This is a genomic window from Kitasatospora sp. cg17-2 (assembly GCF_054031055.1).
Genome location: NZ_CM132923.1, coordinates 2,169,649 through 2,192,713, shown reverse-complemented (window position 1 = coordinate 2,192,713; position 23,065 = coordinate 2,169,649). Strand labels below are relative to the sequence as shown.

General features: G+C 75.1%; 20 protein-coding genes. 7 read left to right on the top strand and 13 right to left on the bottom strand.

From position 1 onward, the window contains the following. Position 1: 1 nt before the first annotated feature. Both scpA and ACW14Y_RS08560 read right to left on the bottom strand, forming a co-directional pair. Positions 2–2,284 (bottom strand): methylmalonyl-CoA mutase, encoded by a 2,283-nt coding sequence (gene scpA, locus ACW14Y_RS08565; RefSeq protein ID WP_456986400.1) that lies wholly within the window; start codon positions 2,282–2,284, stop codon positions 2–4. Next, positions 2,281–4,152, bottom strand: a complete 1,872-nt coding sequence (locus ACW14Y_RS08560) for a methylmalonyl-CoA mutase family protein (RefSeq protein ID WP_456986399.1) — start codon at positions 4,150–4,152, stop codon at positions 2,281–2,283. The genes scpA and ACW14Y_RS08560 overlap by 4 nt, the downstream gene beginning before the upstream one ends. 403 nt (positions 4,153–4,555) lie before the next feature. On the opposite strand from ACW14Y_RS08560, the gene ACW14Y_RS08555 reads away from it, so the two are divergent. After that, complete coding sequence (locus ACW14Y_RS08555; protein WP_380390536.1) at positions 4,556–5,584, top strand: C40 family peptidase; 1,029 nt, start codon at positions 4,556–4,558, stop codon at positions 5,582–5,584. Between the two features lie 56 nt (positions 5,585–5,640). Here the strand turns inward: ACW14Y_RS08555 and ACW14Y_RS08550 are convergent, their stop codons facing one another. From ACW14Y_RS08550 to ACW14Y_RS08535, 4 genes are all read right to left on the bottom strand, one after another. After that, positions 5,641–5,970 carry a DHCW motif cupin fold protein gene (locus tag ACW14Y_RS08550; protein ID WP_380306217.1) on the bottom strand — a complete coding sequence of 110 codons (330 nt, stop codon included), beginning with the start codon at positions 5,968–5,970 and terminating at the stop codon, positions 5,641–5,643. Between the two features lie 34 nt (positions 5,971–6,004). Beyond that, complete coding sequence (locus ACW14Y_RS08545) at positions 6,005–6,880, bottom strand: M56 family metallopeptidase (RefSeq protein WP_456986398.1); 876 nt, start codon at positions 6,878–6,880, stop codon at positions 6,005–6,007. Then, positions 6,877–7,248 carry a BlaI/MecI/CopY family transcriptional regulator gene (locus ACW14Y_RS08540; protein WP_340632822.1) on the bottom strand — a complete coding sequence of 124 codons (372 nt, stop codon included), beginning with the start codon at positions 7,246–7,248 and terminating at the stop codon, positions 6,877–6,879. The genes ACW14Y_RS08545 and ACW14Y_RS08540 overlap by 4 nt, the downstream gene beginning before the upstream one ends. Before the next feature lie 129 nt (positions 7,249–7,377). Then, positions 7,378–8,316, bottom strand: coding sequence for a TIGR01777 family oxidoreductase (locus tag ACW14Y_RS08535; RefSeq protein ID WP_380306213.1), 939 nt, complete (start codon positions 8,314–8,316; stop codon positions 7,378–7,380). A gap of 241 nt (positions 8,317–8,557) precedes the next feature. Between ACW14Y_RS08535 and asnB the strand changes: the two genes are divergently transcribed. Together asnB and ACW14Y_RS08525 are read left to right on the top strand one after the other, a co-directional pair. Then, the gene (gene asnB, locus ACW14Y_RS08530) at positions 8,558–10,390 is read left to right on the top strand and encodes an asparagine synthase (glutamine-hydrolyzing) (protein ID WP_380306211.1); all 1,833 of its coding nucleotides are present in this window, start codon (positions 8,558–8,560) and stop codon (positions 10,388–10,390) included. A gap of 99 nt (positions 10,391–10,489) precedes the next feature. Further along, positions 10,490–11,167 (top strand): YoaK family protein, encoded by a 678-nt coding sequence (locus ACW14Y_RS08525; RefSeq protein WP_380442793.1) that lies wholly within the window; start codon positions 10,490–10,492, stop codon positions 11,165–11,167. Between the two features lie 32 nt (positions 11,168–11,199). Here the strand turns inward: ACW14Y_RS08525 and ACW14Y_RS08520 are convergent, their stop codons facing one another. Beyond that, positions 11,200–11,733, bottom strand: a complete 534-nt coding sequence (locus ACW14Y_RS08520; RefSeq protein WP_380390541.1) for a GNAT family N-acetyltransferase — start codon at positions 11,731–11,733, stop codon at positions 11,200–11,202. A 47-nt stretch (positions 11,734–11,780) separates the two neighbouring features. Continuing rightward, positions 11,781–12,452 (bottom strand): Rv1733c family protein, encoded by a 672-nt coding sequence (locus tag ACW14Y_RS08515; RefSeq protein WP_456986397.1) that lies wholly within the window; start codon positions 12,450–12,452, stop codon positions 11,781–11,783. 514 nt (positions 12,453–12,966) lie between these two features. Here ACW14Y_RS08515 and ACW14Y_RS08510 point away from each other — a divergent pair. Genes ACW14Y_RS08510 through ACW14Y_RS08500 form a run of 3 tightly spaced genes read left to right on the top strand, consistent with a single transcriptional unit; the run spans position 12,967 to position 16,423 of the window. Beyond that, entirely contained in the window at positions 12,967–13,491 is a 525-nt protein-coding gene (locus tag ACW14Y_RS08510) for a PadR family transcriptional regulator (RefSeq protein ID WP_030396397.1), read from the top strand. Continuing rightward, entirely contained in the window at positions 13,488–14,195 is a 708-nt protein-coding gene (locus ACW14Y_RS08505; protein WP_380306203.1) for an ABC transporter ATP-binding protein, read from the top strand. The genes ACW14Y_RS08510 and ACW14Y_RS08505 overlap by 4 nt, the downstream gene beginning before the upstream one ends. Further along, positions 14,192–16,423, top strand: a complete 2,232-nt coding sequence (locus ACW14Y_RS08500; RefSeq protein ID WP_456986396.1) for an FtsX-like permease family protein — start codon at positions 14,192–14,194, stop codon at positions 16,421–16,423. Before ACW14Y_RS08505 ends, ACW14Y_RS08500 begins: the two co-directional genes overlap by 4 nt. A gap of 138 nt (positions 16,424–16,561) precedes the next feature. On the opposite strand, the gene ACW14Y_RS08495 is transcribed toward ACW14Y_RS08500, so the two are convergent. Then, entirely contained in the window at positions 16,562–17,038 is a 477-nt protein-coding gene (locus ACW14Y_RS08495) for a nucleotide triphosphate diphosphatase NUDT15 (protein ID WP_456986395.1), read from the bottom strand. Between the two features lie 59 nt (positions 17,039–17,097). After that, positions 17,098–18,621 (bottom strand): SDR family NAD(P)-dependent oxidoreductase, encoded by a 1,524-nt coding sequence (locus tag ACW14Y_RS08490; RefSeq protein WP_380306197.1) that lies wholly within the window; start codon positions 18,619–18,621, stop codon positions 17,098–17,100. A 296-nt stretch (positions 18,622–18,917) separates the two neighbouring features. Here ACW14Y_RS08490 and ACW14Y_RS08485 point away from each other — a divergent pair, with 296 nt between their 5' ends. Further along, positions 18,918–20,357, top strand: coding sequence for a GuaB1 family IMP dehydrogenase-related protein (locus ACW14Y_RS08485; RefSeq protein WP_456986394.1), 1,440 nt, complete (start codon positions 18,918–18,920; stop codon positions 20,355–20,357). Positions 20,358–20,376: 19 nt separating this feature from the next. Here ACW14Y_RS08485 and ACW14Y_RS08480 read toward each other — a convergent pair whose 3' ends face one another. The 3 genes from ACW14Y_RS08480 to ACW14Y_RS08470 form a co-directional block, all read right to left on the bottom strand. Next, positions 20,377–21,210, bottom strand: coding sequence for a DUF5995 family protein (locus ACW14Y_RS08480; protein ID WP_456986393.1), 834 nt, complete (start codon positions 21,208–21,210; stop codon positions 20,377–20,379). Between the two features lie 87 nt (positions 21,211–21,297). After that, entirely contained in the window at positions 21,298–21,693 is a 396-nt protein-coding gene (locus ACW14Y_RS08475; RefSeq protein ID WP_380306191.1) for a DUF3224 domain-containing protein, read from the bottom strand. A gap of 129 nt (positions 21,694–21,822) precedes the next feature. Then, positions 21,823–22,938, bottom strand: coding sequence for a PP2C family protein-serine/threonine phosphatase (locus ACW14Y_RS08470; RefSeq protein ID WP_380390548.1), 1,116 nt, complete (start codon positions 22,936–22,938; stop codon positions 21,823–21,825). Between the last annotated feature and the right edge of the window lie 127 nt (positions 22,939–23,065).

Sequence of the window (23,065 nt, the reverse complement as noted above, 5' to 3'; positions counted from 1 at the left end):
CTCAGATCTCGTGGCCGAGGTCGGCGGCGAGCGACTTCAGGAGGTCGTAGGCGGCCTCCGGGATCACCGTGCCGGGCGGGAAGACCGCCGCGGCGCCCGCCTCGTAGAGGGCGTCGAAGTCCTGCGGGGGGATCACCCCGCCGACCACGATGGTGATGTCCTCGCGTCCGGCGGCGGCGAGTTCGGCGCGCAGCGCGGGCACCAGGGTGAGGTGGCCGGCGGCGAGCGAGGAGACGCCGACGATGTGCACGTCCGCCTCGACGGCCTGCCGGGCGACCTCGGCGGGGGTCTGGAACAGCGGGCCGACGTCCACGGTGAACCCGAGGTCGGCGAAGGCGGTGGCGATCACCTTCTGGCCGCGGTCGTGGCCGTCCTGGCCCATCTTGGCGACCAGGATGCGGGGCCGGCGGCCCTCGGCCCGCTCGAACCGCTCGACCAGTTCCCGGGTGCGCTGCAGGGGGGCGGAGGCGCCCGCTTCGTCTCGGTACACACCGGAGATGGTACGGATCTGGCCCGAGTGCCGGCCGTACACCTTCTCCAGGGCGTCGGAGATCTCGCCGACGGTGGCCTTGGCGCGGGCCGCGTTCACGGCCAGGTGCAGCAGGTTGCCGTCGAGCGAGCCGCCGCGCGAGGGCCCGGCCTCGGCGGCGCGGGTGAGCGCGTCCAGGGCGGCGCGGGTGGCGGTCTCGTCGCGCTCCGCGCGCAGCCGGCGCAGCTTCTCGATCTGGGCGGTGCGCACCGCGGAGTTGTCGACCTTGAGCACGTCGATCTGCTCGTCGCTCTCCACCCGGTACTTGTTGACGCCGATCACCGGCTGGCGGCCGGAGTCGATCCGCGCCTGGGTGCGGGCGGCGGCCTCCTCGACCCGCAGCTTGGGGATGCCGGCATCGATGGCCTTGGCCATGCCGCCGGCCGCCTCGACCTCCTGGATGTGCTGCCAGGCGCGGTTGGCGAGGTCGTGGGTGAGCTTCTCGACGTAGGCCGAGCCGCCCCACGGGTCGATGACCCGGCAGGTGCCGGACTCCTGCTGCAGCAGCAGCTGGGTGTTGCGGGCGATCCGGGCGGAGAAGTCGGTCGGCAGCGCGAGCGCCTCGTCCAGCGCGTTGGTGTGCAGCGACTGGGTGTGGCCCTGGGTGGCGGCCATCGCCTCCACGCAGGTGCGGGCGACGTTGTTGAAGACGTCCTGGGCGGTGAGCGACCAGCCGGAGGTCTGCGAATGGGTGCGCAGCGACAGCGACTTGGCGTTCTTCGGGTCGAACTGCTTGACCAGCTTGGCCCAGAGCAGCCGGGCCGCGCGCAGCTTGGCGACCTCCATGAAGAAGTTCATGCCGATCGCCCAGAAGAACGACAGCCGGGGCGCGAACGCGTCCACGTCCAGGCCGACGTCCAGTCCTGCGCGCAGGTACTCGACGCCGTCGGCCAGGGTGTAGGCCAGCTCCAGGTCGGCGGTGGCCCCGGCCTCCTGGATGTGGTAGCCGGAGATGGAGATCGAGTTGTACCGGGGCATCTTCTGCGAGGTGTACGCGAAGATGTCGGAGATGATCCGCATCGAGGGCTGCGGCGGGTAGATGTAGGTGTTGCGGACCATGAACTCCTTGAGGATGTCGTTCTGGATGGTCCCGGCCAGCTTCTCCGGCGGCACCCCCTGCTCCTCGGCCGCCACGATGTACAGCGCCAGTACGGGCAGCACCGCGCCGTTCATGGTCATCGAGACGGACATCCGGTCCAGCGGGATGCCGTCGAACAGCTGGCGCATGTCGTAGATGGAGTCGATCGCCACGCCCGCCATGCCGACGTCGCCGGTGACCCGCGGGTGGTCGCTGTCGTAGCCGCGGTGGGTCGGCAGGTCGAAGGCGACCGACAGGCCCTTCTGACCGGCCGCCAGGTTGCGGCGGTAGAAGGCGTTGGACTCCTCGGCGGTGGAGAAGCCCGCGTACTGGCGGACCGTCCACGGCTGGTTGACGTACATCGTCGGGTACGGGCCGCGCAGGTACGGGGCGATGCCCGGGTAGGTGCCCAGGAAGTCCAGGCCGGCGAGGTCCTCGGCGGTGTACAGCGGCTTGACGCCGATGCCCTCGGGGGTGTCCCAGAGCTGCTCGTCGACGTCCTTGCCGGTGGCCTGCCGCCAGGCGGCGCGCCACTGGCCCTCGGTGGCCTTGGCGGTGGCGGTGGCGGTGGCGGTGGCGGTGGCACCGGCGCTGGTGGTGGCCGTGGCGTCCGGACGGGCGGCGGGGGCGCCGTCGGCGTCCGGGTCCAGCCCGATCGCGGTGAAGTCGGGGATCATCGGGCCACTCCGATCTCGTCGAGCAGGGAGGTGAGGACGGCGACGGCGTCGCCGCCGGCGAAGACGAAGCCGTCCACGCCCGAGGGCGGGTTCTCGCCCGGCCGGCCGGCCAGCAGGACGCGTCGTGCGCCCGCCGCCCCGAGTGCGGCGGCCACCGCTTCGGCGTGTTCGCCGTACAGGGCGTCGCTGGAGCAGAGGCAGGCCACTGCGGCGCCGCTGGCGGCGAACGCCTCGGCGAAGGCCGCCGGGTCGGTGCCCTCGTGCGCGGTGGTGGCGATGCCGCCGGCCTGGAACAGGTTGGCGGCGAAGGTGGAACGCGCGGTGTGCGCGGAGGCGGTGCCGATCGAGGCCAGGAACAGCGTCGGGCGGCCGCCGGTGGCGGCGAGGTGCGCGTCGGAGCGGTCGCGCAGCGCCTCGTAGGCCTCGGCGCGCCGCACGGTCGGCAGTCCGCCGCCGGGGCCGGCCGGGGCGGGCTCGCGGACGAGCGCCTGCTCGCCGAGGTTGGGGAACTCGCTGACGCCGGTGACCGGTTCGCGCCGCTTGGCGAGCCGGACCGAGCGCTCGGCCCAGGTGGCGGCGATCCGCTGCTCGACCAGGCCGGACTCCAGCGCGGCGCGCTGGCCGCCGGCCCGCTCGATCTCCTGGAACCAGGCCCAGGCGGCGTGGGCGAGCTCGTCGGTCAGCCGCTCCACGTACCAGGAGCCGCCGGCCGGGTCGACGACCCGGGCCAGGTGCGACTCCTCCAGCAGGATCGCCTGGGTGTTGCGGGCGATCCGGCGGGCGAAGGCGTCCGGCAGGCCGACGGCGGTGTCGAACGGCAGCACGGTCACCGCGTCGGCCCCGCCGACACCGGCGGCCAGGCAGGCGATGGTGGTGCGCAGCATGTTCACCCACGGGTCGCGGGCGGTCATCATCACGTCGGAGGTGACGGCGTGCTGGCGCTGCGCGGAGGCGGCGGGGGTGGCGCCGCTGGCCTCGGCGACCCGGGCCCAGAGCCGGCGCGCGGCGCGGAGCTTGGCGATCGTCAGGAACTGGTCGGCGTCGGCCGCGTAGCGGAACTCCAGCTGGCCGAGCGCGGCGTCCACGGAGAGGCCGGCGGCGGTGAGCGCGCGCAGGTAGGCGACGCCGGTGGCGACCGAGGCGCCCAGCTCCTGGGCGGGCGAGGCGCCGGCCCCGTGGTACGGCAGGGCGTCGACGGCCAGCGCGCGCACGCCGGGGTAGCCCTCGGCGCAGCGGGTGGCGAGCGCGGCGGCCTCGGCGAGCAGGGCGTCGGTGCGCGTGGCGTCGCCGGTGCGGGCCTGGAGGCCGAGCGGGTCGGCGCCCAGGGTGGCGACGGCGGAGCCGGGGGAGACCTCGCGCTCGCGGTACAGCGCGAACAGCTGCTCGGCGGCGGCGGGGAACTCGGCGCCCGCGTCGAGGACCACGGCGGCCAGGTCGAGGTAGACGCCGGTGAGCGCCTCGCCCAGCGCGGTGACGGGCAGTCCCGCCCCGCCGAGCTCCAGCCAGAGCGAGCCGCCGCCGTGCTCCAGGTCGGCCAGCGCGGCCTGGTTGGTGCGGCGCGGATCAGGGTCGCTGTGCCGCTGGCGGACGTCCCAGCCCGAGACGGTGGCGCCCTGCGGCCGGGCGCCGCGCACGAACGGCGGGAAGCCGGGGAGGCCGGGGTCGGCCGGGGCGTCCTCGGCGGTGTACAGCGGGCGGGCGCGCAGCCCGTCCTGGAGCGCGGTACCGAGCGCGTGCTCGGCCGCGGCGCCGTCCTCGGGCTGCGCCCCCGCCTTGCGGAGCACACCCTCGACGAGGGTCTGCCACTGCGCGCGGTGGGCGGCCGGGAACTCGGCGGCCAGGGGAAGCCCTTCGGGCGGGACCGTCATGCCCCGCAGGTTAGCGCCCGTTCGCGGGGGCGCAGGAGAGGCGAAGGGTGTGACCTTGCCCTCTCTGTGCACTCTGTTGCACTACCGGTGCCACCAGGGGGTTGTGAGGGGGTGCGCGAGGGCGCTCCTGAGGGGGTGGTGAGGGGGTGCGGGCCCGGCGCGGGGCGGGCGCGGGGCGGCGGACCGGTGGCTTCGGGTCGGCGGGCCCGGCGGCCGGGGGCGGGCGGCTTGCGCAAGCCCGGCGGTCATCTACTAAATTACTTAGGAGAACGCGGGCGGAGCGGGCGCGCACCCCCGGCGCACGCCGGCCTGCCCTTTCACCCGCCCGTGTTCACCCCGTTCGGTCCTTGACGGCCCCTACGGTCCGAGCTCCACCCCTTCTCGCCGCCAGGAGACCGCCAGCATGGGAAAGCGCCGCAAGCCCAGCCCGCCCGGCCGGGCCCGTCTGGCCGTCCTCACGACCGCGATGGCCGGTGGCGTCGTCCTCACCGCCGGGCCCGCCCAGGCCGAGCCGACGCCGGGCCTCGCCGCCGTGAAGGAGGAGGTCGACCGGCTCAACGAGGAGGCCGAGCAGTCGATCGAGCGCTACAACGGCTTCCAGGAGAAGCAGCAGAAGCTCCAGGGCGAGGCGGGCCGGATCCAGGAGAAGGTGGCCCGGGGGCAGGACGCGATGAACGAGCTGCGCACCCAGCTCGGCGGCATCGCGGCCGACCAGTACCGCAACGGCGGCATCGACCCGTCCGTCCAACTGATGCTCGACTCCGACCCCGGCGCCTACCTGGCCCGGGCCTCCGCCCAGAACCAGGTCGTCGACTCGCAGGCGGCCCTGCTGCGCCAGGCCCTGGCCGAGCAGCGCCGGCTCGACCAGGACCGCGCCGAGGCGACCGCCACCCTCGCCCAGCTCGACCAGGCTGCCACCGCGCTCGCGGGCGAGAAGAAGGCGGTCCAGGACAAGCTGGCCAAGGCCCAGGCGCTGCTCAACAAGTTGAGTGCCGCCGACCGGGCCAAGGTCAACGCCCAGGAGGCCGCCGCCACCCGCGCCTCCCGCTCCGCCGCCGAGCGGCCCGCCTTCACCGGCCCCGTTTCCGGACGGGCCGCGGCCGTGGTCCAGTTCGCCTACTCCCAGCTCGGCAAGCCGTACGTCTGGGGCGCCACCGGCCCGTCCGGCTACGACTGCTCCGGCCTCACCGGCGCCGCCTACCGCGCGGCCGGCGTGCAGCTGCCGCGCGTCTCCCAGTCCCAGTGGAACGCCGGCTCCCGCATCGCCCGCGCCGACCTCCAGCCGGGCGACCTGGTCTTCTTCTACGGCGACCTGCACCACGTCGGCCTCTACATCGGCGACGGGAAGATGATTCACGCCCCGCGCACGGGGAAGAACGTGGAGGTCCTCCCGATCGACGCCATGCCGTACGTCGGCGCCGTCCGGCCCTGACCGGCACAGGCACCGTCCGGCCCTGACCGGCGCACCGGCCGGGGCTCCTGCCGGTCTCAGTCGACGATCAGCAGGCTGGCGCCGTTGGGTGCGCTGGAGCGGTGGGCCTCCGCGTCGTCGGCCACCTGGTAACTGCCGCCCCGGCCGGTGACCACGACGCGGCCGTCGTCGAGCGTGGTCACGAGCTCGCCCTCCAGGACGTACAGCACGTGCCCCTTGCGGCACCAGTGGTCCGCGACGTAGCCGGGACTGTAGTCGACCCGCCGGACCCGGACGTCGCCGAACTGCCGCACGCGGCTGGTCACTTCTCCGCGCTCGCCCGGCTTGCGCTCCTCGTCGACCTGGTCCCAGTCGGTGGCGGTGAAGGGGAAACCCGTGAGATTCATGCGGTCACCCTAGGGCGCGGGCGCACTCCCGGTGCTACGGGTGCGGGGCGCAGGCCAGCAGGTAGGGGAGGAGCGGGGCGGCGAGGGCGGCCAGGCGGTAGGCGGGGGCCGGGGGCGCGGGAGTGCGGGCGAGCCGCTGGACGCGGGCGAGCACGCCGGTGGACGCGGCGGCGAGGCCGGCCGGTCCCGGTCCGGCCCCGGCGGTGGCCAGGGCGCAGAGCGCGCCCGCGAGTTCACCGGGGGTCACCCGGGCGAGCGCGGCGTCGTCGGCCGCCATCTCCAGCAGCAGCGCCACCTCGGCCCGCCCGAGCCGGGCCAGCGGGAGCCGGCCGAGAAGGAGGGCGAAGGTGTCGGCGGCGAGCAGCACCAGGTGGTGGCGGCCGCGCAGGTGCCCGTACTCGTGGGCGACGGCGGCGGCGAGCCCGCGCTCGTCCAGCAGCTCGACGGCGCCCCGGGTGGCCACCACCCGGGCCCGGCGGCCGGGCAGGCAGTAGACGGCGGGGCGGGGGTCCTCCAGGACGAGCAGTCGGCGCGCCCGGTCCCGGGTGGCCACCAGGTCGAGCGTCTCCCGGTGCCGCCGCCGGGCCCGGGCGGCCCGCGCGGCGAGCACGGCGGTGACCGCCGCGACCGCGCCGCCGGCCGCGGCCGGGGCCCACCAGTCGTGGGCGTGCGGCGCGACGGCCGGTTCCAGGTGCGGGAGCAGGCCGACGAGGCCGGCCGGCTCGTGCCCGAGCGGTGCCAGCAGGTGGTGCGCGGCCAGCAGCAGCCCGGTCCCGAAGGAGGCCATCAGCGCGAGCCAGACGGCCGCGCCGAGGGCCGGCCGGGCCTGGAGCCGCGGCGAGCCCGCCAGCCGCCGCGGGAGCAGGACACCGACCAGGAGCAGGTGGAGCGCCAGCAGGGCCAGGGTCACCGGTCGTCGTCCCGCGCCTTGACCTGCTCCAGGGCGGCGAGCAGGGCCGTCGCCTCGTCACCGCTGATCCGGTCGACGAAGTGCAGCAGGGCCCCGGCGCGGTCCGGGCTGGTCTCCAGGGCCTGGTGCATCAGCTGCGCGGTGTACGACTCCCGGGTGCAGGTCGGCTCGTAGACCCAGGCCCGGCCGACCTTGCTCCGCCGCAGCCACTCCTTGCCGTGCAGGATGTCGGCGACGGTGTTGACGGTGGTGTACGCGACGGGGCGCTGCCGCCGCAGGTCGTCGACGATCTCGCGCACGGTGGCCGGGCGGCCCCAGGACCAGAGCCGGTCCATGATCTCGGCCTCCAGATCGCCCAGTCCGCGCAGCACCCGTCCGCTCCTCCGCCGTTCCGTCCCGGGTCCCCTGTCCCGGTGCCCGGCGCCCGCCCATCGTACGGCCGCGCCCCGCCGCGGGGCCCGGGCCCCGGCCCCGGCCCCGCGCTCAGAGCTCGGAGCTCAGCGGCGCATCCGCCGGAGCAGGTCGGTGGCCGCCGCGGGCCAGTGCGGGTGCTCGAAGCCGAACCCGGCCGCCAGCAGCCGCCCCGGGGCCACCGCCCGGCTCTTCAGCAGCAGTTCGGTGTCCGAGCGGAGCGCGAACGCGCCCACTTCGGCCATCCACCGGGTGGCCGGCAGCCCCACCGGGATGCCCTTGGCCCGCCGGATCGTGCGCATGAACACCCGCTGCGGCACCGGCGTCGGCGCGGCCAGGTTGACCGGTCCGGCGATGTCCTCCCGGTCGATCAGGAAGCGGACCGAGCGGACCAGGTCCCGGTCGTGGATCCACGACAGGTACTGGGCGCCGCCGTCGACCGACCCGCCCAGGCCGGTCCTGGCCAGCCGCAGCAGCTGGTCGAAGGCGCCGCCCGGCTCCGGGCTCATCACCATCGCGCAGCGCAGCGCGACCCGCCGGGTGTGCGGGGTGGCCGCCTCGGTCTGCTCGCGCTCCCAGGCGCGGGCGATCCGGACGCTGCGCTCCCAGTACGCGGGCACGCCGGGCTCCTCGCCGCCGATCACACCGGTGTCCTCGTCGTGCGGGGCGCCGTAGGTGTGGGCGTAGATGGTGGCGGTGCTCATCTGCAGCCAGACCCGGGGCGGGCGCCGGGCGCCCGCGATCGCGCGGCCGACGGCCCGGGTGGAGTGCACCCGGGACTCCATCATGTCGCGCAGGTTCTCCTCGGTGTAGCGGCAGTCGACGCTGCGCCCGGCGAGGTTGACGACGGCGTCGGCGCCGTCGATCGCGGCGGTCCAGCGGCCCAGCGAGCGGCCGTCCCAGAAGATCTCCTGGTCGCGCCGGGGCCGGCGGGTCAGCACCACGACCTCGTGGCCGTCGGCGGTGAGCGCGCGGTCCAGGACGCGCCCGATGTGGCCGGTCCCGCCGGGTATGACGATCCTCATCGTTGTTCCCCCTCGAAACGATTGGTCGTGCGCACCCTAGCGGTCGACCTGAACGTGTTCAAAATGCCGGTGTCGCCAGCACATGGCCGGAAATGTGTCCGAATCCGTGGAACCACCACCGGCCTTCGCCCGACTGGTGGTCCGGATCCGATCGTCTGCTCGCCCGAGTCCCGGTCCGATCGTCTGCTCGCCCAAGCTCGTCCAAGCTCGTTGCCCAAGCTCGCCCAAGGAGTGCTCGCGCATGTGCGGAATCACCGGCTGGGTGTCCTTCCACCAGGACGTCCGCCACAGCGCCCCCGTCATCGAGGCGATGACCGCCACCATGACCCTGCGCGGCCCCGACGCCGGCGGTGTCTGGCTCGGCCGCCACGCCGCCCTCGGCCACCGCCGCCTCGCCGTCATCGACATCGACGGCGGCGCCCAGCCGATGCCCGACCGCCGGGACGAGCCCGGCGTCGTCCTCACCTACAGCGGCGAGGTCTACAACCACCACCAGCTGCGCGCCGAACTCCGCGCCAAGGGTCACCGCTTCGAGACCCGCAGCGACACCGAGGTGGTGCTCCGCGCCTACCAGGAGTGGGGCGACGCCCTCGTCGAGCGGCTGGAGGGCATGTACGCCTTCGCCGTCTGGGACGAGCGCGAGCAGCGCCTGCTGCTGGTCCGCGACCGGCTCGGCGTCAAGCCGCTGTTCTGGGCCGAGATCGACGGCGGCGTCGCCTTCGGCTCCGAGCCCAAGGCGCTCTTCGCCCACCCGGAGATCACCCCCACGGTGGACGCCGACGGCCTGCGCGAGGCCTACAGCCTGCTCTTCAACACCGGCCCCACGGTCTGGGCCGGCGTCCGCGAGGTCCACCCCGGCGCCCTGCTCGTCCTGGACCGCAACGGCGTCCGCGAGACCCGCTACTGGGAGCTCACCGCCCGCCCGCACACCGACGACCTCGACGCCACCAAGGAGCGGATCGGCGAGCTCGTCAACCTCGCCGCCCGCGCCCAGCTGGAGGCCGACGTCCCGCTCTGCAGCCTGCTCTCCGGCGGCCTGGACTCGACCATCGTCACCGCCCTGGTCGCCGACGAACTGCGCCTCCAGGAGGGCCCCGAGGCCAAGCTGCGCTCCTACGCCGTCGACTACAGCGACCAGGCCGAGCAGTTCACCGGCGACGTGCTGCGCACCGGCCACGACACCCCGTTCGCCGCCGAGGCCGGGGCGTTCATCGGCAGCGACCACTCCACCGTGGTGCTCGACCCGCGCACCCTGCTGGACCTGGAGCACCGCCGCGCCGTCGTCGTCTCCCGGGACTCGCCGATCGGCGTCGGCGACATGGACACCTCGCTCTACCTGCTGTTCGGCGAGATCCGCAAGCACTCCACCGTCGCGCTCTCCGGCGAGGCGGCCGACGAGGTGTTCGGCGGCTACCCGTGGTTCCACAACCCCAAGGCGCTCGCCGCGCAGACCTTCCCCTGGCTGCTCGTCACCGGCGACGAGGCGGCCATGCCGATCAACCCGGACCTCGCCGCCCACCTGCGGATCGCCGAGTTCCGCGACGACACCTACCGCAGCGCGCTGGCCGCCGTCCCGCACGCGGACGGCGAGAGCCCCGAGGAGCACCGCCAGCGCGAGATGCAGCACCTGTCGATGACCCGCTGGCTGCGCCAGCTGCTGCACCGCAAGGACCGCCTCTCGATGGCCCAGGGCCTGGAGGTGCGGGTGCCGTACTGCGACCACCGGCTGGTCGAGTACGCGTTCAACACCCCCTGGGCGATGAAGAGCTACGACGGCCGGGAGAAGAGCCTGCTGCGCGCGGCCGGCCAGGGAATCGCCCCGGACTCGGTGCTGTGGCGCCCCAAGAACCACTACCCGGCGACCCACCACGCCGACTACAACAGCGGGCTCCAGCGGCTCGCCCGCGAGGCGCTGGACGCACCGCACGTGCGCGACATCGCCGACGAGACGGTGATCAAGGCCAGCCTGGACACGCCGGCCGACCAGCTGGAGTGGGGCCACCGGCTCCGGCTGGAGCGCGTCGTCGACCTCGCGCTCTGGCTGGACCACCACCGTCCGGCGCTCGCCGTCTGACGGACGCTCCGCCCGGTGGGGCCCGACGCGCGTGCGCCGGGCCCCACCGGCCCGTCCCGGTTAGGCTGCCCGTGGGTGACGACGGGCAGGAGGAACGGGATGCGCGACCCCCGGCACGGGCCGCTGGTGGCGATGCTGCTGGTGCTCACCGTGGTCACCGGACTGGTCGACGCCGTGAGCTACCTCGCCCTCGGACACGTCTTCGTCGCCAACATGACCGGCAACGTGGTCTTCCTCGGCTTCGCGCTGGTCGGCGCGCCCGGCCTCTCCGCGACCGCCTCGCTCGCCGCCCTCGCCGCCTTCCTGGCCGGTTCGCTGGCGGGCGGGCGCCTCGCCGAACGGCGGCCCGGCCACCGCGGCCGGCTGCTGGTGGCCACCGCCGCCGCGCAGTCCGTGCTGCTCGCCGCATGCACCGTCCTGGCCGCGACCCTCGGCCACACCGCCGACCCGGTCCGCTACACCCTGATCGGCGTGCTGGGCGGCGCGATGGGCCTGCAGAACGCGGTGGTCCGCGCGCTCAAGGTGCCGGACCTGACCACCACCGTGCTGACGATGACCCTCACCGCCCTGGCCGCCGATCGCGCCGGACCCCGCCGACTGGCGTCGGCCGCCTGGATGTTCGCGGGCGCCCTGCTCGGCGCCGTGCTCGTCCTGCACGCCGCCGTCCCGGTCGCCCTCGCCGCCGCCCTCGCCCTCCTCCTCGCCGTCGCCGCCCTCACCCACCACGCCTCCGGCCACCCCGCCGCCCCCTGGACCCACCCCGACCCCGCCCGCTGACCGGCCGGCTCGCCGGGGGTGCCGGCCGGGGCTCAGGGGCGGGTGGCGAGGAAGGCGTCGAACTCGGCGCCGTACCAGCGGGTGGTGCGGCCCTGCGGGGTCATGCCGAGGCGGCGGCAGACCGCGGCGGAGCGGTCGTTGCCGGGGCGGACCACGGCGTGGATCTCGGTGAGGCCGTCGGCGAAGCCCTTGGCGAGGGCGGCGCGGGCGGCCTCGGTGGCGAAGCCGTGGCCCCAGGAGTCGGGGTGCAGGTGCCAGCCGACCTCGATCTCGCCGCGGCCGGTGCCGTCCTCGTCGGGCAGCGGGATCAGGATCACCGAGCCGGCCACCACGCCGGTGTCCTTGCGCTCCAGGGCCCAGATCCCGTAGCGGGGGTCGGCCGAGCGCTGCCGCCAGCGGTCGATCACGGCCGGTACCTCGGCGGGCGACTCCAGGGCCTTCGGGGTCGCGCCCAGCCAGCGGGCGACCTCCCAGCGGGAGTAGGTGTCGAACGCGCGCGCGGCGTCGGCCTGCTGCCAGAGGCGGGCGGTCAGCCGTTCGGTGCTGAACAGGGGTGTGGCGGACAAGGGTGTCTCCATCGGGTGTTCGAGGGTGTTCGGTGCCCGGGGCGCTGTCAGTCGTCCTGCGGCTGGCTGGCGCGGCCGGACCAGCGGGGCTCCCAGTGGGCCCAGGAGCGTTCCCAGTCGCGGGCGGCCCGCCGGTCGAGGGCGCGCAGCCGCAGGGCGAGCAGGCCGCCGATCAGGGCGGCCAGGGCGGCCGTGCCGGCCAGGCCGGTGCAGACCGTCCCCACCACCAGGCCGACCGCGGAGGCCGGGGGAGTGGCGGGCCGCCCGTCGTCGTCGACCCAGAGGGTGACGGTGGATCCGGTGGCGGCGCTGCGCGGGACCTCGACGGTGCCGGTGCGGGCCAGGCCGTCGGGGGAGGTCCAGGAGACCGAGGTGTCGACCCGCTTCTCGTAGCCGCCGCTCCACCGCCCGGCGCCGGTGTCCTCGGCACGGAGCCGGCCGAGGACGAGTGCCTCGGTGCGGTGCAGCCGGCCGCGGTCGGCCTCGGCGGTGCGCCCGGCGGCGCGGTGGCCGAGGACGGCGGCGGCGGCGACCCCGGCCAGGCCGAGGACCAGGGCGAGGCCGGCGGCGAGCCAGGCGCGGCTGCGAGCGCGGTCGACCGGGCGGGCGAGGGGTTCGCGGGCCCGGACGGTGCGGCGGCGGCCGAGGGCGAGGCGCAGCGCGCGGCCGGCCCGCCGGGGCGGCGGCGCGGTGCGGGCCGGGCGGGGTGTCCTGGACACGATGCGTGCTCCTCACGGCGGTTGGCGTGCGTGGGCCCCGTCGGACTCCAATTTCCCCCGGCACCGCCCCCGGGCACAAGAGTCGGTAGGGCGGCCGGGGTGCGGGACTCCCGGCCCCGGTCGGGCTCCGGGGGCCGGGACGTTCGTGCCGGGGCGGGGGCGTTCGCGCCGGGACCGGGACCTTCGAGCCGGAGCCGGGACGTTCGGCCCTCGGCGGGCCGGGGGTCGAGGGGGCAGGCTGGCACCGGCCGCGCCCTCCGTGCCGGGGGCGCGGTGGTCCGGCCCGCTGTGGGGGCTCGCCGGACCGCCGTGCAGGGCGGGGGACGGGGTTTGGGGCCGTCCCCCGCTCGCGGCGTTCCAGGACCGGCGCGGGCCGGGAGACAGCCGGGCGACGGACGGACGACAGCCGGGCGACGGCCGGGCGAAAGCCGGGGAGAAACGACGTTCTGCCAGCTCAGCGCCGTATTCTCGCGAGCTATACACTCGGTGTATATCCCTGGTGTATGTTCCTCCCATGAGTGTTCCCCTCACCCTTCTCGGGCTGCTGGAGCGCGAGCCGAGCCACGGCTACGACCTCAAGCGCGACTACGACGCCTTCTTCGGGCGCGGCAAGCCCCTGCCGTACGGTCAGGTCTATTCCACGCTCGGCCGACTGGCCCGGGACGGCAAGGTCGTCGCCGGCGAGGCCGAGCCCGGCGACGGGCCCGAACGCAAGCGCTACGTCATCACCGAGGCCGGGGTGACCGAGTTCGAGCACTGGCTCGGCGAGCCCGTCGCCCCCGAACCCACCCTCCAGTCGGTGCTGTTCACCAAGGTCGTGCTCGCCCTGCTGCTCGGTCGCGACGCCGAGGCGTACCTCGACACCCAGCGCGCCGCCCACCTGCGCCGGATGCGCGAGCTCACCGAACTGCGCCGCACCGGCCCGCTGGTGGACGCGCTGCTCGCCGACCACGGCCTCTTCCACCTGGAGGCGGACCTCCGCTGGATCGACCTGACCACCGCCCGTCTGGACGCCCTCGCCGCGGAGGTACGCGCATGAGCCCCCTGATAGAAGCCCGCGACGTCGAACTCGCCTTCGGCGAGACCCCGGCCCTGCGCGGCGCCAGCCTGGCCGCCGAGGCCGGGGAGGTGCTCGCCGTGATGGGCGCCAGCGGCTCCGGCAAGTCCACCCTGCTGCACTGCCTGGCCGGCATCCTCGTCCCCGACGCGGGCGAGGTGCACTTCGACGGCCAGCGGATCGACCGGCTGGACGAGAACCGGCGCAGCGCGTTACGACGCGACGCCTTCGGCTTCGTGTTCCAGTTCGGCCAGCTCGTCCCGGAACTGACGGCCGAGGAGAACATCGCCCTGCCGCTGCTGCTCGGCGGCGTCCGCCGGTCCGCCGCCCTCGCCGAGGCCCGCCCCTGGTTCGCCCGGCTCGGCCTCGACGGCCTCGGTGGCCGCCGCTCCGGCGAACTCTCCGGCGGCCAGGCCCAGCGGGTCGCGCTCGCCCGCGGCCTGGTCACCCGCCCCCGGGTGCTGTTCGCCGACGAGCCGACCGGCGCGCTGGACTCGCTCACCGGCGAGCAGGTCATGGAGCTGATGGTCGGCGCCGCCCGCGAACAGGGCACCACCGTCGTCCTGGTCACCCACGAGCCCCGGGTCGCCGCCTACGCCGACCGCGAGGCCGTGGTCCGGGACGGCCGGGCCCGGACGCTCTCCGCCGGGTACGCGCCGGGCACGGCGGAGCGGGTCGCCCCGTGATCTCCTTCGCACTGCGCCTCGCCGTCAGCGGCGGCCGCCAGGCCGTCGCCCGGCTGCTCACCATCACCGCCGCCACCGCCGTCGGCGTCGGCCTGCTGCTCTCCACCCTCGCCGCCGTCAACGCCGTCGGGGCCACCAACGAACGCGTGCTCTGGGCCAACAGCGGCGCCAAGAGCCGCACCGAGAGCGCCGCCGTGGACCCGCTCTGGTGGCGCGACCACGGCCCCGAGTTCTACGACGGCAAGCGGCTGCTGTTCATCGAGGTCGCCGCCACCGGTCCGACCTCGCCGGTCCCGCCGGGCCTGGCGAAGCTCCCGGCGGCGGGCGAGTACTACGCCTCGCCCGCCCTCGCGAAACTGATCCGCGGGACGCCGGCCGACCAACTGGCCGACCGGTTCCCGGGCCGGCTCGTCGGAGAGATCGGCAAGGCCGCGCTCGCCTCCCCGGACTCCCTGGTCCTGGTCGACGGCCAGGACCGGACGGCCCTCGCGGCCCGCCCCGGCGCCCGGACGATCACCACCATCGCCGACCGGCTCCCGGCCTGCCAGGGCGACTGCCCGGAGAGCGGCGTGCGCGGCGACGCCATGACGCTGATCCTCTCCGTGGTCGCCGGGGCGCTGCTCTTCCCCGTGGTGATCTTCATCGGCACGGCCACCCGGCTGTCCGCCGCCACCCGCGAGCAGCGCTACGCCGCGATGCGCCTGGTCGGGGCGACACCCCGGCAGATCACCCTGATCGCGGCCGTCGAGTCGACCGTCGCGGCCGTGGCGGGCACCGTCCTCGGCTTCGGACTCTTCCTGCTGCTGCGCCCGCTGGTCGCGGGTGTCCCGTTCACCGGGGCCCGCTTCTTCACCGAGGACCTCACCCTCACCGCCGTCCAGGGCGCGGCCGTGCTGCTCGGCGTCCCGCTCGCCGCCGCCGTGGCCGCCCGGCTCGCCCTGCGCCGGGTCACCGTCTCCCCGCTCGGCGTCAGCCGCCGGACCACCCCGAAGCCGCCGTCCGCCTGGCGGTTGGCGCCACTGCTGGCCGGGCTCGCCGAACTCGCCTGGTTCGTCGGCCGCCGCCCGGAGACCACCGACGGCCAGACCGCCGCCTATCTGACCGGCTTCCTGGTGGTCATGCTCGGCCTGGTGATCGCCGGCCCGTGGCTGACCATGGCCGTGGCCCACCTGGTCGCCGCCCGGACGAGCCGCCCGGCGAGCCTGATCGCCGTGCGCCGGCTCGCCGACGACCCCAAGGCCGGGTTCCGCTCGGTGGCCGGCCTGGTCCTGGCCCTGTTCGTCACCACCGCGACGGTCGCCATCATCGGCACCATCGACACCAACCGCGGTGTGCTCAGCGGGGATCCGCAGACCCGGGTCGCGGTGGAGCACGGCGCCATGTCCGGCGAGCCGCCGATGACCGACGCCGTCCCGGACCGGGTCCTCGCCGACGTGCGGGCCGTGCCCGGTTTCCGGGGCCTCGCCGTCGCCCACGCCAACCCTGACGGCCTGGCCCGCGACCCCTCGGTGCCGAAGGACTTCCCCCCGCCCGTGCTGGCCCTCTGCTCCGACCTCGCGCAGGCCCCGGTGGTCGGCCACTGCGCCCCCGGCGCCGAGGTCGCGGCCGTCGAGCCGTTCGGCTTCCTGGACCTGGTGTCGCAGGAGACCACCGAGTGGCCGACCGCGCCGATCACGGCGGAGGCGGCCGCCCGGCTCCCGGTGCAGTCCCTCTATGTGACGACGGACGGGGCGACGGTCACGAAGGAGCGCGTCCGCACGGTGCTCAGCCGGGCCTTCCCGGACTACCACTCCCGGATGGTCCAGGACTGGGGCTCCACCCAGCAGCAGCAGCTCGCCGGCTGGCGGCAGCTGGCCGACGTGGTGCTGCTCACCACCCTGCCGATCGCCGGCTGCAGCCTGGCGGTGAGTGTGGTCGCCGGCCTGTCCGACCGGCGCCGGCCGTTCGCGATGCTCCGGCTCACCGGGGCGCCGCTGCGGATGCTGCGGGCGGTGATCGGCCTGGAGAGCGCGCTGCCGCTGCTGGTGGTGTCGGCCCTCGCCATCGGGACGGGCTTCGCCGCGGCCGCGATGTTCCTCAAGTCGCAGATGGACTACGGCCTGGTGTCGCCCGGCGGAGTCTTCTTCGGCCTGGTGCTGGTCGGGCTGGCGTCCTCGCTCGGGATCATCGCCTCCACGCTGCCGCTGCTGAAGCGGATCACCGGCCCGGAGGCGGCCCGCAACGGCTGACCTCCGGCCCCGCCGGGAAAGCGCGAACCCCGCCCCCTCGAAACCGGGGAGCGGGGTTCGCGTGCGTGCGTCCCGGCCACTTGGCAAAGCCGCTCCGCACTTGGCAAAGTGGCGGGCGACTTTGCCAGGTGCGGGGAGTCACCCGTGCGGACCGGCGCCGGGTCGGCCCAGGACGGGGTAGGCGCGCGTCCCCGGCCGGGGCGCGAAGCCCAGCTCGGCCCGCCAGGCGCCCAGCACCAGCCCGGACGGGTAGAACATCGGCTCCGGCAGCGCGTCCAGCGGCACCCGCTCCCAGCCGCCGCAGGCGTGCGGCTCGGTGACCACCGCTTCCGCCAGGCTCGGCGGGGCGAGCACGGCGGCGGTGAGCCGGGGGCGGCCCAGCTCGTGGTCGAGCAGCAGCGCGAGCACCCGCATCGTCTCGGCGGGGAGCACGATCCCGGTCTCCTCGGCGAGTTCGCGCGCGGCCGTCCGTTCGAAGGACTCGCCGGCGTCGACCTTGCCGCCGGGCAGGCTCCAGGTCGGCGGCTCTCCGGCCGTGGTGCGACGGCCGATCAGCACCCGGCCGTCCCCGGTGGGCACGATCACTCCGGCGCCGAGCAGCGGTGCGTGGGTCACGTCGGTTCCTCCGAACGGGGTGACGGGTGACGGTGCGGCGGGCACGGCCGGGCGACGGGCTACCAGGCGGAGCGCTCGAAGTCCTTGAGGAAGCACCCGAAGAGGTCCTCGCCCTGCTCGCCGCGCACGATCGGGTCGTAGACCCGGGCCGCGCCGTCGACCAGGTCGAGCGGGGCGTGGAAGCCCTCGTCGGCCAGGCGCATCTTGTCCGGGTGCGGGCGCTCGTCGGTGATCCAGCCGGTGTCGACGGCGGTCATCAGGATGCCGTCGGTCTGGAACATCTCCACCGCGCTGGTGCGGGTGAGCATGTTGAGCGCGGCCTTGGCCATGTTGGTGTGCGGGTGGCCGGCGCCCTTGTAGCCGCGGGAGAAGACGCCCTCCATGGCGGACACGTTGACCACGTACTTGCGGCGGGACGCCGAGGCGGCCATCGCCGGGCGGAGCCGGCTGATCAGGATGAACGGCGCGGTGGAGTTGCAGAGCTGGACCTCCAGCAGCTCCACCGGGCCGACCTCGTTGACGGTCTGCACCCAGCTGTTGGTGTCCGCGAGGTCCGGGACCAGGCCGCCGGCGTCGATCGCCGTCCCGGCCAGGATCCGCTCCGGCGTCGCCGAGCCGGTGACCAGGGCGAGCGAGGTGACGTCCTCGGCGGAGATCCGCTCGGCGGGGTCCGAGGCCTGGTGCGGCAGCGCGGGCAGGTCGACGCTGCCGCTGTTGAACCGGCCGATGGTGGTCGACTGCGGCAGCTCGCCGGCCGGCAGCGGCGCCGACTCGGCGGCGACCAGCTCCCGGTAGGACTCCGGCGGGCGGCGCACGGTCTGCGCGGCGTTGTTGATCAGGATGTCCAGCGGGCCGTCCGCCGCGACCTCGTCGGCCAGCGCCATCACCTGGGCCGGGTCGCGCAGGTCGATGCCGACGATCTTCAGCCGGTGCAGCCACTCGGCGCTGTCCGGCATCGCGGTGAAGCGGCGGATCGCGTCGTTGGGGAAGCGGGTGGTGATGGTGGTGTGCGCGCCGTCGCGCAGCAGCATCAGCGCGATGTACATGCCGATCTTGGCGCGGCCGCCGGTCAGCAGCGCGCGCTTGCCGGTCAGGTCGGCGCGGGCGTCGCGCCGGGCCCGGTTCTTGGTCGCACAGCCCTGGCAGAGGTTGTGGTAGAACGCGTCGACCTCGGTGTAGCGCTGCTTGCAGATGTAGCAGGAGCGGGGGCGCTCCAGGATCCCGGCGATCTCCGTGGTGGTGACGGTGGTCAGGCCGAAGGCGCCGGCCGTCTCGTCGTCGATCCGGCTCGGGGCGCCGGTCGCGGTGCGCGCGGTGACCTCGCGGTCGTTGGCGGTCTTGCGGGCCCGGGTCTCCTGGCGGCGGCGCTGCTTGAGGGTGCGGAATATCCCGCCGACGGCCTGCCGGACGGTGATCGCGTCCGGGTGGTCGACGTGCAGCTCGTCCAGCTCGGCCAGCACCTCCAGGCAGAGCCGGAGCCGCTCGGGGTCGAGGCCGGGGCCGTAGTCGATCTCCTCGATGTCCTCGTCGCCCCGCCGCTGCCCGCTGTCCACGCCCGCTGTTGCCGTCGATCCCGCCGCCATGCCTCTGCCGTTCCCGCTCGCCTCGCCGATCACGGCGTCCGCCGCGTCTACCGCGTGAATGCTACGGGAGCGGCCCCGGCCGGGGCGAAAACCCGGGATTTGGACGATCCTCCATATCTACGCGCGGAGCTTTGATCATGGCTTGTACGCAGACCCAGCAAACGGTGGCCAGCTGGCGTTTGTCCTACCGGTACCGGAGAATCGAACGTTGGGTGCAGGGGCTCCCGAGTGCGCCCTGCGGCCGTGCCGCACCCGCACCCCAGGTGTCATTTCTCCCAGCCAGAGAGCCCCGTTTCATGCGCTTCCTGAACGACCTCATGCCCTCGTACGACCTCACGTACGACGACGTCTTCATGGTCCCCAGCCGATCCGCCGTGGGCTCCCGCCAGGCTGTCGACCTGTCCTCCAACGACGGCACCGGCACCACCATCCCGCTGGTCGTGGCCAACATGACCGCCATCGCCGGCCGCCGGATGGCCGAGACCGTCGCCCGCCGCGGCGGCCTGGTCGCCATCCCGCAGGACATCCCGACCGAGGTCATCGCCGAGGTCGTCGGCTGGGTCAAGCAGCGCCACCTGGTGCACGACACCGCCATCACCCTCGACCCCGGCGCCACCGTCGCCGAGGCGCTCTCGCTGCTGCCCAAGCGCGCCCACGGCGCGCTGGTCGTGGTCGAGGACGGCCGCCCCGTCGGCGTCGTCACCGACTCCGACTGCCAGGGCGTCGACCGCTTCACCTCGCTCGCCGAGGTGATGTCCCGCGACCTGCTGCTGCTGGACGAGGGCATCGACCCGCGCGACGCCTTCGACAAGCTCAGCGAGGCGCACCGCAAGCTCGCCCCCGTCGTCGACCGCGACGGCCGCCTGGTCGGCCTGCTCACCCGCAAGAACGCGCTGCGCGCCACCCTCTACACCCCGGCCGTCGACGCCGCCGGCAAGCTGCGGATCGCCGCCACCGTCGGCATCAACGGCGACGTCCCCGGCAAGGCCAAGGCCCTGCTGGAGGCCGGTGCCGACACGCTCGTCGTGGACACCGCGCACGGCCACCAGGAGTCGATGATCAGCGCGCTGCGCGCCGTGCGCGGGCTGGACCCGCAGGTCCCGATCGTCGCGGGCAACGTCGTCTCGGCCGCCGGGGTGCGCGACCTGGTCGAGGCCGGCGCGGACATCCTGAAGGTCGGCGTCGGCCCCGGCGCCATGTGCACCACCCGGATGATGACCGGCGTCGGCCGCCCGCAGTTCTCCGCCGTGCTGGAGTGCGCCGCCGAGGCCCGCCGCCTGGGCAAGCACGTCTGGGCCGACGGCGGGGTGCGCCACCCGCGCGACGTCGCCATGGCGCTGGCCGCCGGCGCGTCCAACGTGATGGTCGGCTCCTGGTTCGCCGGCACCTACGAGTCGCCCGGCGACCTCCAGGCCACCGCCGACGGCCGGCAGTACAAGGAGTCCTTCGGCATGGCCTCCAAGCGGGCCGTGAGCAACCGCACCGCCCAGGACTCCACGTACGACCGCGCCCGCAAGGCGTTGTTCGAGGAGGGCATCTCGCACTCCCGGATGTTCCTGGACCCGGCCCGTCCGGGCGTCGAGGACCTCATCGACTCCATCGTCGCGGGCGTGCGCAGCTCCTGCACCTACGCGGGCGCGGCCAGCCTGGAGGAGTTCCACGAGAAGGCCGTGGTCGGCATCCAGAGCGCGGCCGGCTACGCCGAGGGCAAGCCGCTGCACTCCAGCTGGGCCTGATCGCCGCGGCCGGGCCGGATCACCGCCCGGTGCGCGTTCCGTCGGTGGCCGGCCTGCTCCTCGCCACGGGGAGCCGGCCGGCCACCGGCGTTCCGGCCACCGGCGTTCCGGCCGGAGGCGGGCCGAGCGAGGGCGCGCCGACGGCGGGTGTCTCGACGGCCACCGGGTCGAGAAGGCCCAGCGGCAGGAGCAGCGCACGGCCGAGCAGCCCGACCGCTCCGTCCAGCGCCGCGGCGCACGCCCGCGACGCCGCCGGCTGACCGCGCAGCCCCCAGAGCAGCCGCACCGAGCCCCAGGCCGCCTCCCGCGCGGTGCCGACCGACCACGCCCCGATCCGGTGCGTCATCGGCTCCAGCCGCTCCAGCACGTCCGGCCCGGGCATCAGCTGCTCGCGCACGGCCGTCTCGACCTCCGCCAGCAGACCGTTGATCCGGTGGTAGTCGTCCTCCAGCTGCTCCGGCTCCCGGCCGAGCCGCCGGCAGGTGTCGACGACGGCGAGCGGCAGGTCGTGCTGGATGTGGGCGTTCATCCCGGCCAGCGCGAACTGCAGCGGGTGCACCTCCGGATCGGCGCGCTGCTCGAACAGCGGCCGCCAGCAGGCCGGCGGCCGCCGCCCCGCCGCGACCGCGTCCACCGCCAGCAGGTAGCGCCCGGCGAAGAGCACGTCCAGCTCGGCCACGGCGGCCGGATCGGCGAACCCGCCCAGTCCGGTCCGGACGCCCTCGGTGACCGTCAGGTACATCCGGTTGAAGACCGCCACCCCGTCGGTCGGCGGGAGCCCGGCCGCGATCGCCCGCAGCCGCCGGACCACGTCGTCGATCCCCCGCACCCCGTCCGTGCTTCCCGCGGGCACCCCGACCATCCGTCACTCTCCGATGTCGATCGTGTATTGATCGCATCATCGTGACAGCAGTCGGACGTGCCGCACCGGCGCCGCGCCTCAGCCCAGTTCGTACTCCAGGACGTACGTGTGCCGGCCCTCCTCGTCCACCTCCAGCTCGAACACCCCGGTGATCCCCGCCAGCTCGCCCGCGCCCGTGCCCGCGACCACCCGGATCGCCAACCGCTCGCCGTGGCTCCCCGGCGCCGCGTGCTGCAGCACGAACGACCCCTGCCGCCCGTCCAGCGCGCCCGTGAACCGCTCCACCGCCACGTACGCGGCCGGGCCGCCCGCGCCGTCCATGACCGACAGCATCCGCACCACGCTCGCCCCGGTCAGCCCGCCCGTGAACTCCTTGGTGATCCGCACCCGGCCGAGCGTCGCGCCCGGCTGCTCGTCCGCCTCCTCCGGCTCGAACGCCGTCACCTCGAACGCCCCGCTCGCCCTGCCGCCCATCGCACCGTCCCCTCGACGAAAGCCCGCGCGCCCGGTCGGTACCGACCGCGGGACCACCCTCGCACGCCCCACCGACAACCGCCCCGGAACGGCGGGCGGCCCGGGCGGCGGACCGCTGGAGGCCGACGGTCAGCGGTCCCAGCGGACCGCGAGGGCGGCCGCGTCGTCGGCGAGGCCGCCCGGGGAGACCCAGGAGGCGAGGTCGGGCAGGAGGGCGTCCATCAGGTCCTCCGGGCTCCCGGCCGGGAGCCCGGAGAAGCGGTCGGGGAGGGGGTAGAACTCGCCGGCCGCGTCACGGGCCTCGGACACCCCGTCGGTGTAGAGCAGCAGCAGGTCGCCGGGCCAGGGGTCGACCGGCTCGGCGGTGTAGTGGCCGTCGCCGAGCAGGCCGAGCAGGCCCAGCGGCGGGGCGTGCCGGGCGGGGACGAGCTCGGTGACCCGGCCGGCGCGGCGCAGCAGCGGGTGCGGATGGCCGCAGTTGACCAGCAGGGCCGCGCTGTCCCCCCGGTCCACGCCGAGCAGCACCGCGGTCACGAACCGCCCGTCGGCGGGCCGCCCGGTCAGCGCGGCGTCCAGGTGCTCGGCGAGCCGGGCGAGGTCCGGTTCGGTGCGCGCGGCCGTGCGGAAGGCGCCCAGCACGTCCGCCGCCGTCTCGACGGCCGGCAGGCCGTGGCCCTGGACGTCCCCGAGCAGGATCCGGATCCCGAACGGGGTGTCCACCACCTCGTACAGGTCGCCGCCGATCCTCGCCTCGGCGGCGGCCGCCACGTACCGGACGGCGATCCGTAGCGGCCCGATGCGTTCGGGCGGCGGGCGCAGCAGGGCCCGCTGGGCGGCCTCGGCGACGGTGCGCACCTGGAACAGCTCGCGCTCGCGGGCGGCGATCAGCACCACGTTGGCGGTGCTGGCGAGGGTGGTGGCGGTGATGGTGATCAGCGAGGCGAGGTGGACCGAGAGCGGCAGGTGGGAGTTGGCCTCCTCCAGCAGACCGGCCACGAGGACGGCGGCCGCGCCGGTGGCGAGCGGCACCCGGGCCCGGCGGGTGGTGGCCCCGACCAGGACGGGCGCGGCGGCGAGCACGGGGGAGAGGGTGCTGCCGGGGCCGGTCAGCAGGTCCGTCAGGACGGCCCCGACCAGCAGCAGGAAGGCGCCGCCGAGCAGCAGCCTGGTCCGCCGCGGCAGCCGGGGCAGCGGCACGGCGTCCGGCGCCGCCGCGCCCTCGGGGCCCTCGCCGCTCGCGCTCACGCACCCGCCTCCAGGCCACTCGACGGTCCGACGGCCCGACGGCGGTGCGCGCCGGGGAGCCGCCCCCTCCGTCCACTCTCCACCGCCGCCCGCCCCACCGGCATCCCGGCGCCGGCCCGTACCGGCC

Coding starts and splice junctions, on each gene's coding strand:
- ACW14Y_RS08485 (WP_456986394.1), top strand. CDS start 18,918: ATGCGCTTCCTGAACGACCTCATGCCCTCGTACGACCTCACGTACGAC.
- asnB (WP_380306211.1), top strand. CDS start 8,558: ATGTGCGGAATCACCGGCTGGGTGTCCTTCCACCAGGACGTCCGCCAC.
- ACW14Y_RS08510 (WP_030396397.1), top strand. CDS start 12,967: ATGAGTGTTCCCCTCACCCTTCTCGGGCTGCTGGAGCGCGAGCCGAGC.
- ACW14Y_RS08475 (WP_380306191.1), bottom strand. CDS start 21,693: ATGGGCGGCAGGGCGAGCGGGGCGTTCGAGGTGACGGCGTTCGAGCCG.
- scpA (WP_456986400.1), bottom strand. CDS start 2,284: ATGATCCCCGACTTCACCGCGATCGGGCTGGACCCGGACGCCGACGGC.
- ACW14Y_RS08525 (WP_380442793.1), top strand. CDS start 10,490: ATGCGCGACCCCCGGCACGGGCCGCTGGTGGCGATGCTGCTGGTGCTC.
- ACW14Y_RS08505 (WP_380306203.1), top strand. CDS start 13,488: ATGAGCCCCCTGATAGAAGCCCGCGACGTCGAACTCGCCTTCGGCGAG.
- ACW14Y_RS08490 (WP_380306197.1), bottom strand. CDS start 18,621: ATGGCGGCGGGATCGACGGCAACAGCGGGCGTGGACAGCGGGCAGCGG.
- ACW14Y_RS08535 (WP_380306213.1), bottom strand. CDS start 8,316: ATGAGGATCGTCATACCCGGCGGGACCGGCCACATCGGGCGCGTCCTG.
- ACW14Y_RS08550 (WP_380306217.1), bottom strand. CDS start 5,970: ATGAATCTCACGGGTTTCCCCTTCACCGCCACCGACTGGGACCAGGTC.
- ACW14Y_RS08555 (WP_380390536.1), top strand. CDS start 4,556: ATGGGAAAGCGCCGCAAGCCCAGCCCGCCCGGCCGGGCCCGTCTGGCC.
- ACW14Y_RS08560 (WP_456986399.1), bottom strand. CDS start 4,152: ATGACGGTCCCGCCCGAAGGGCTTCCCCTGGCCGCCGAGTTCCCGGCC.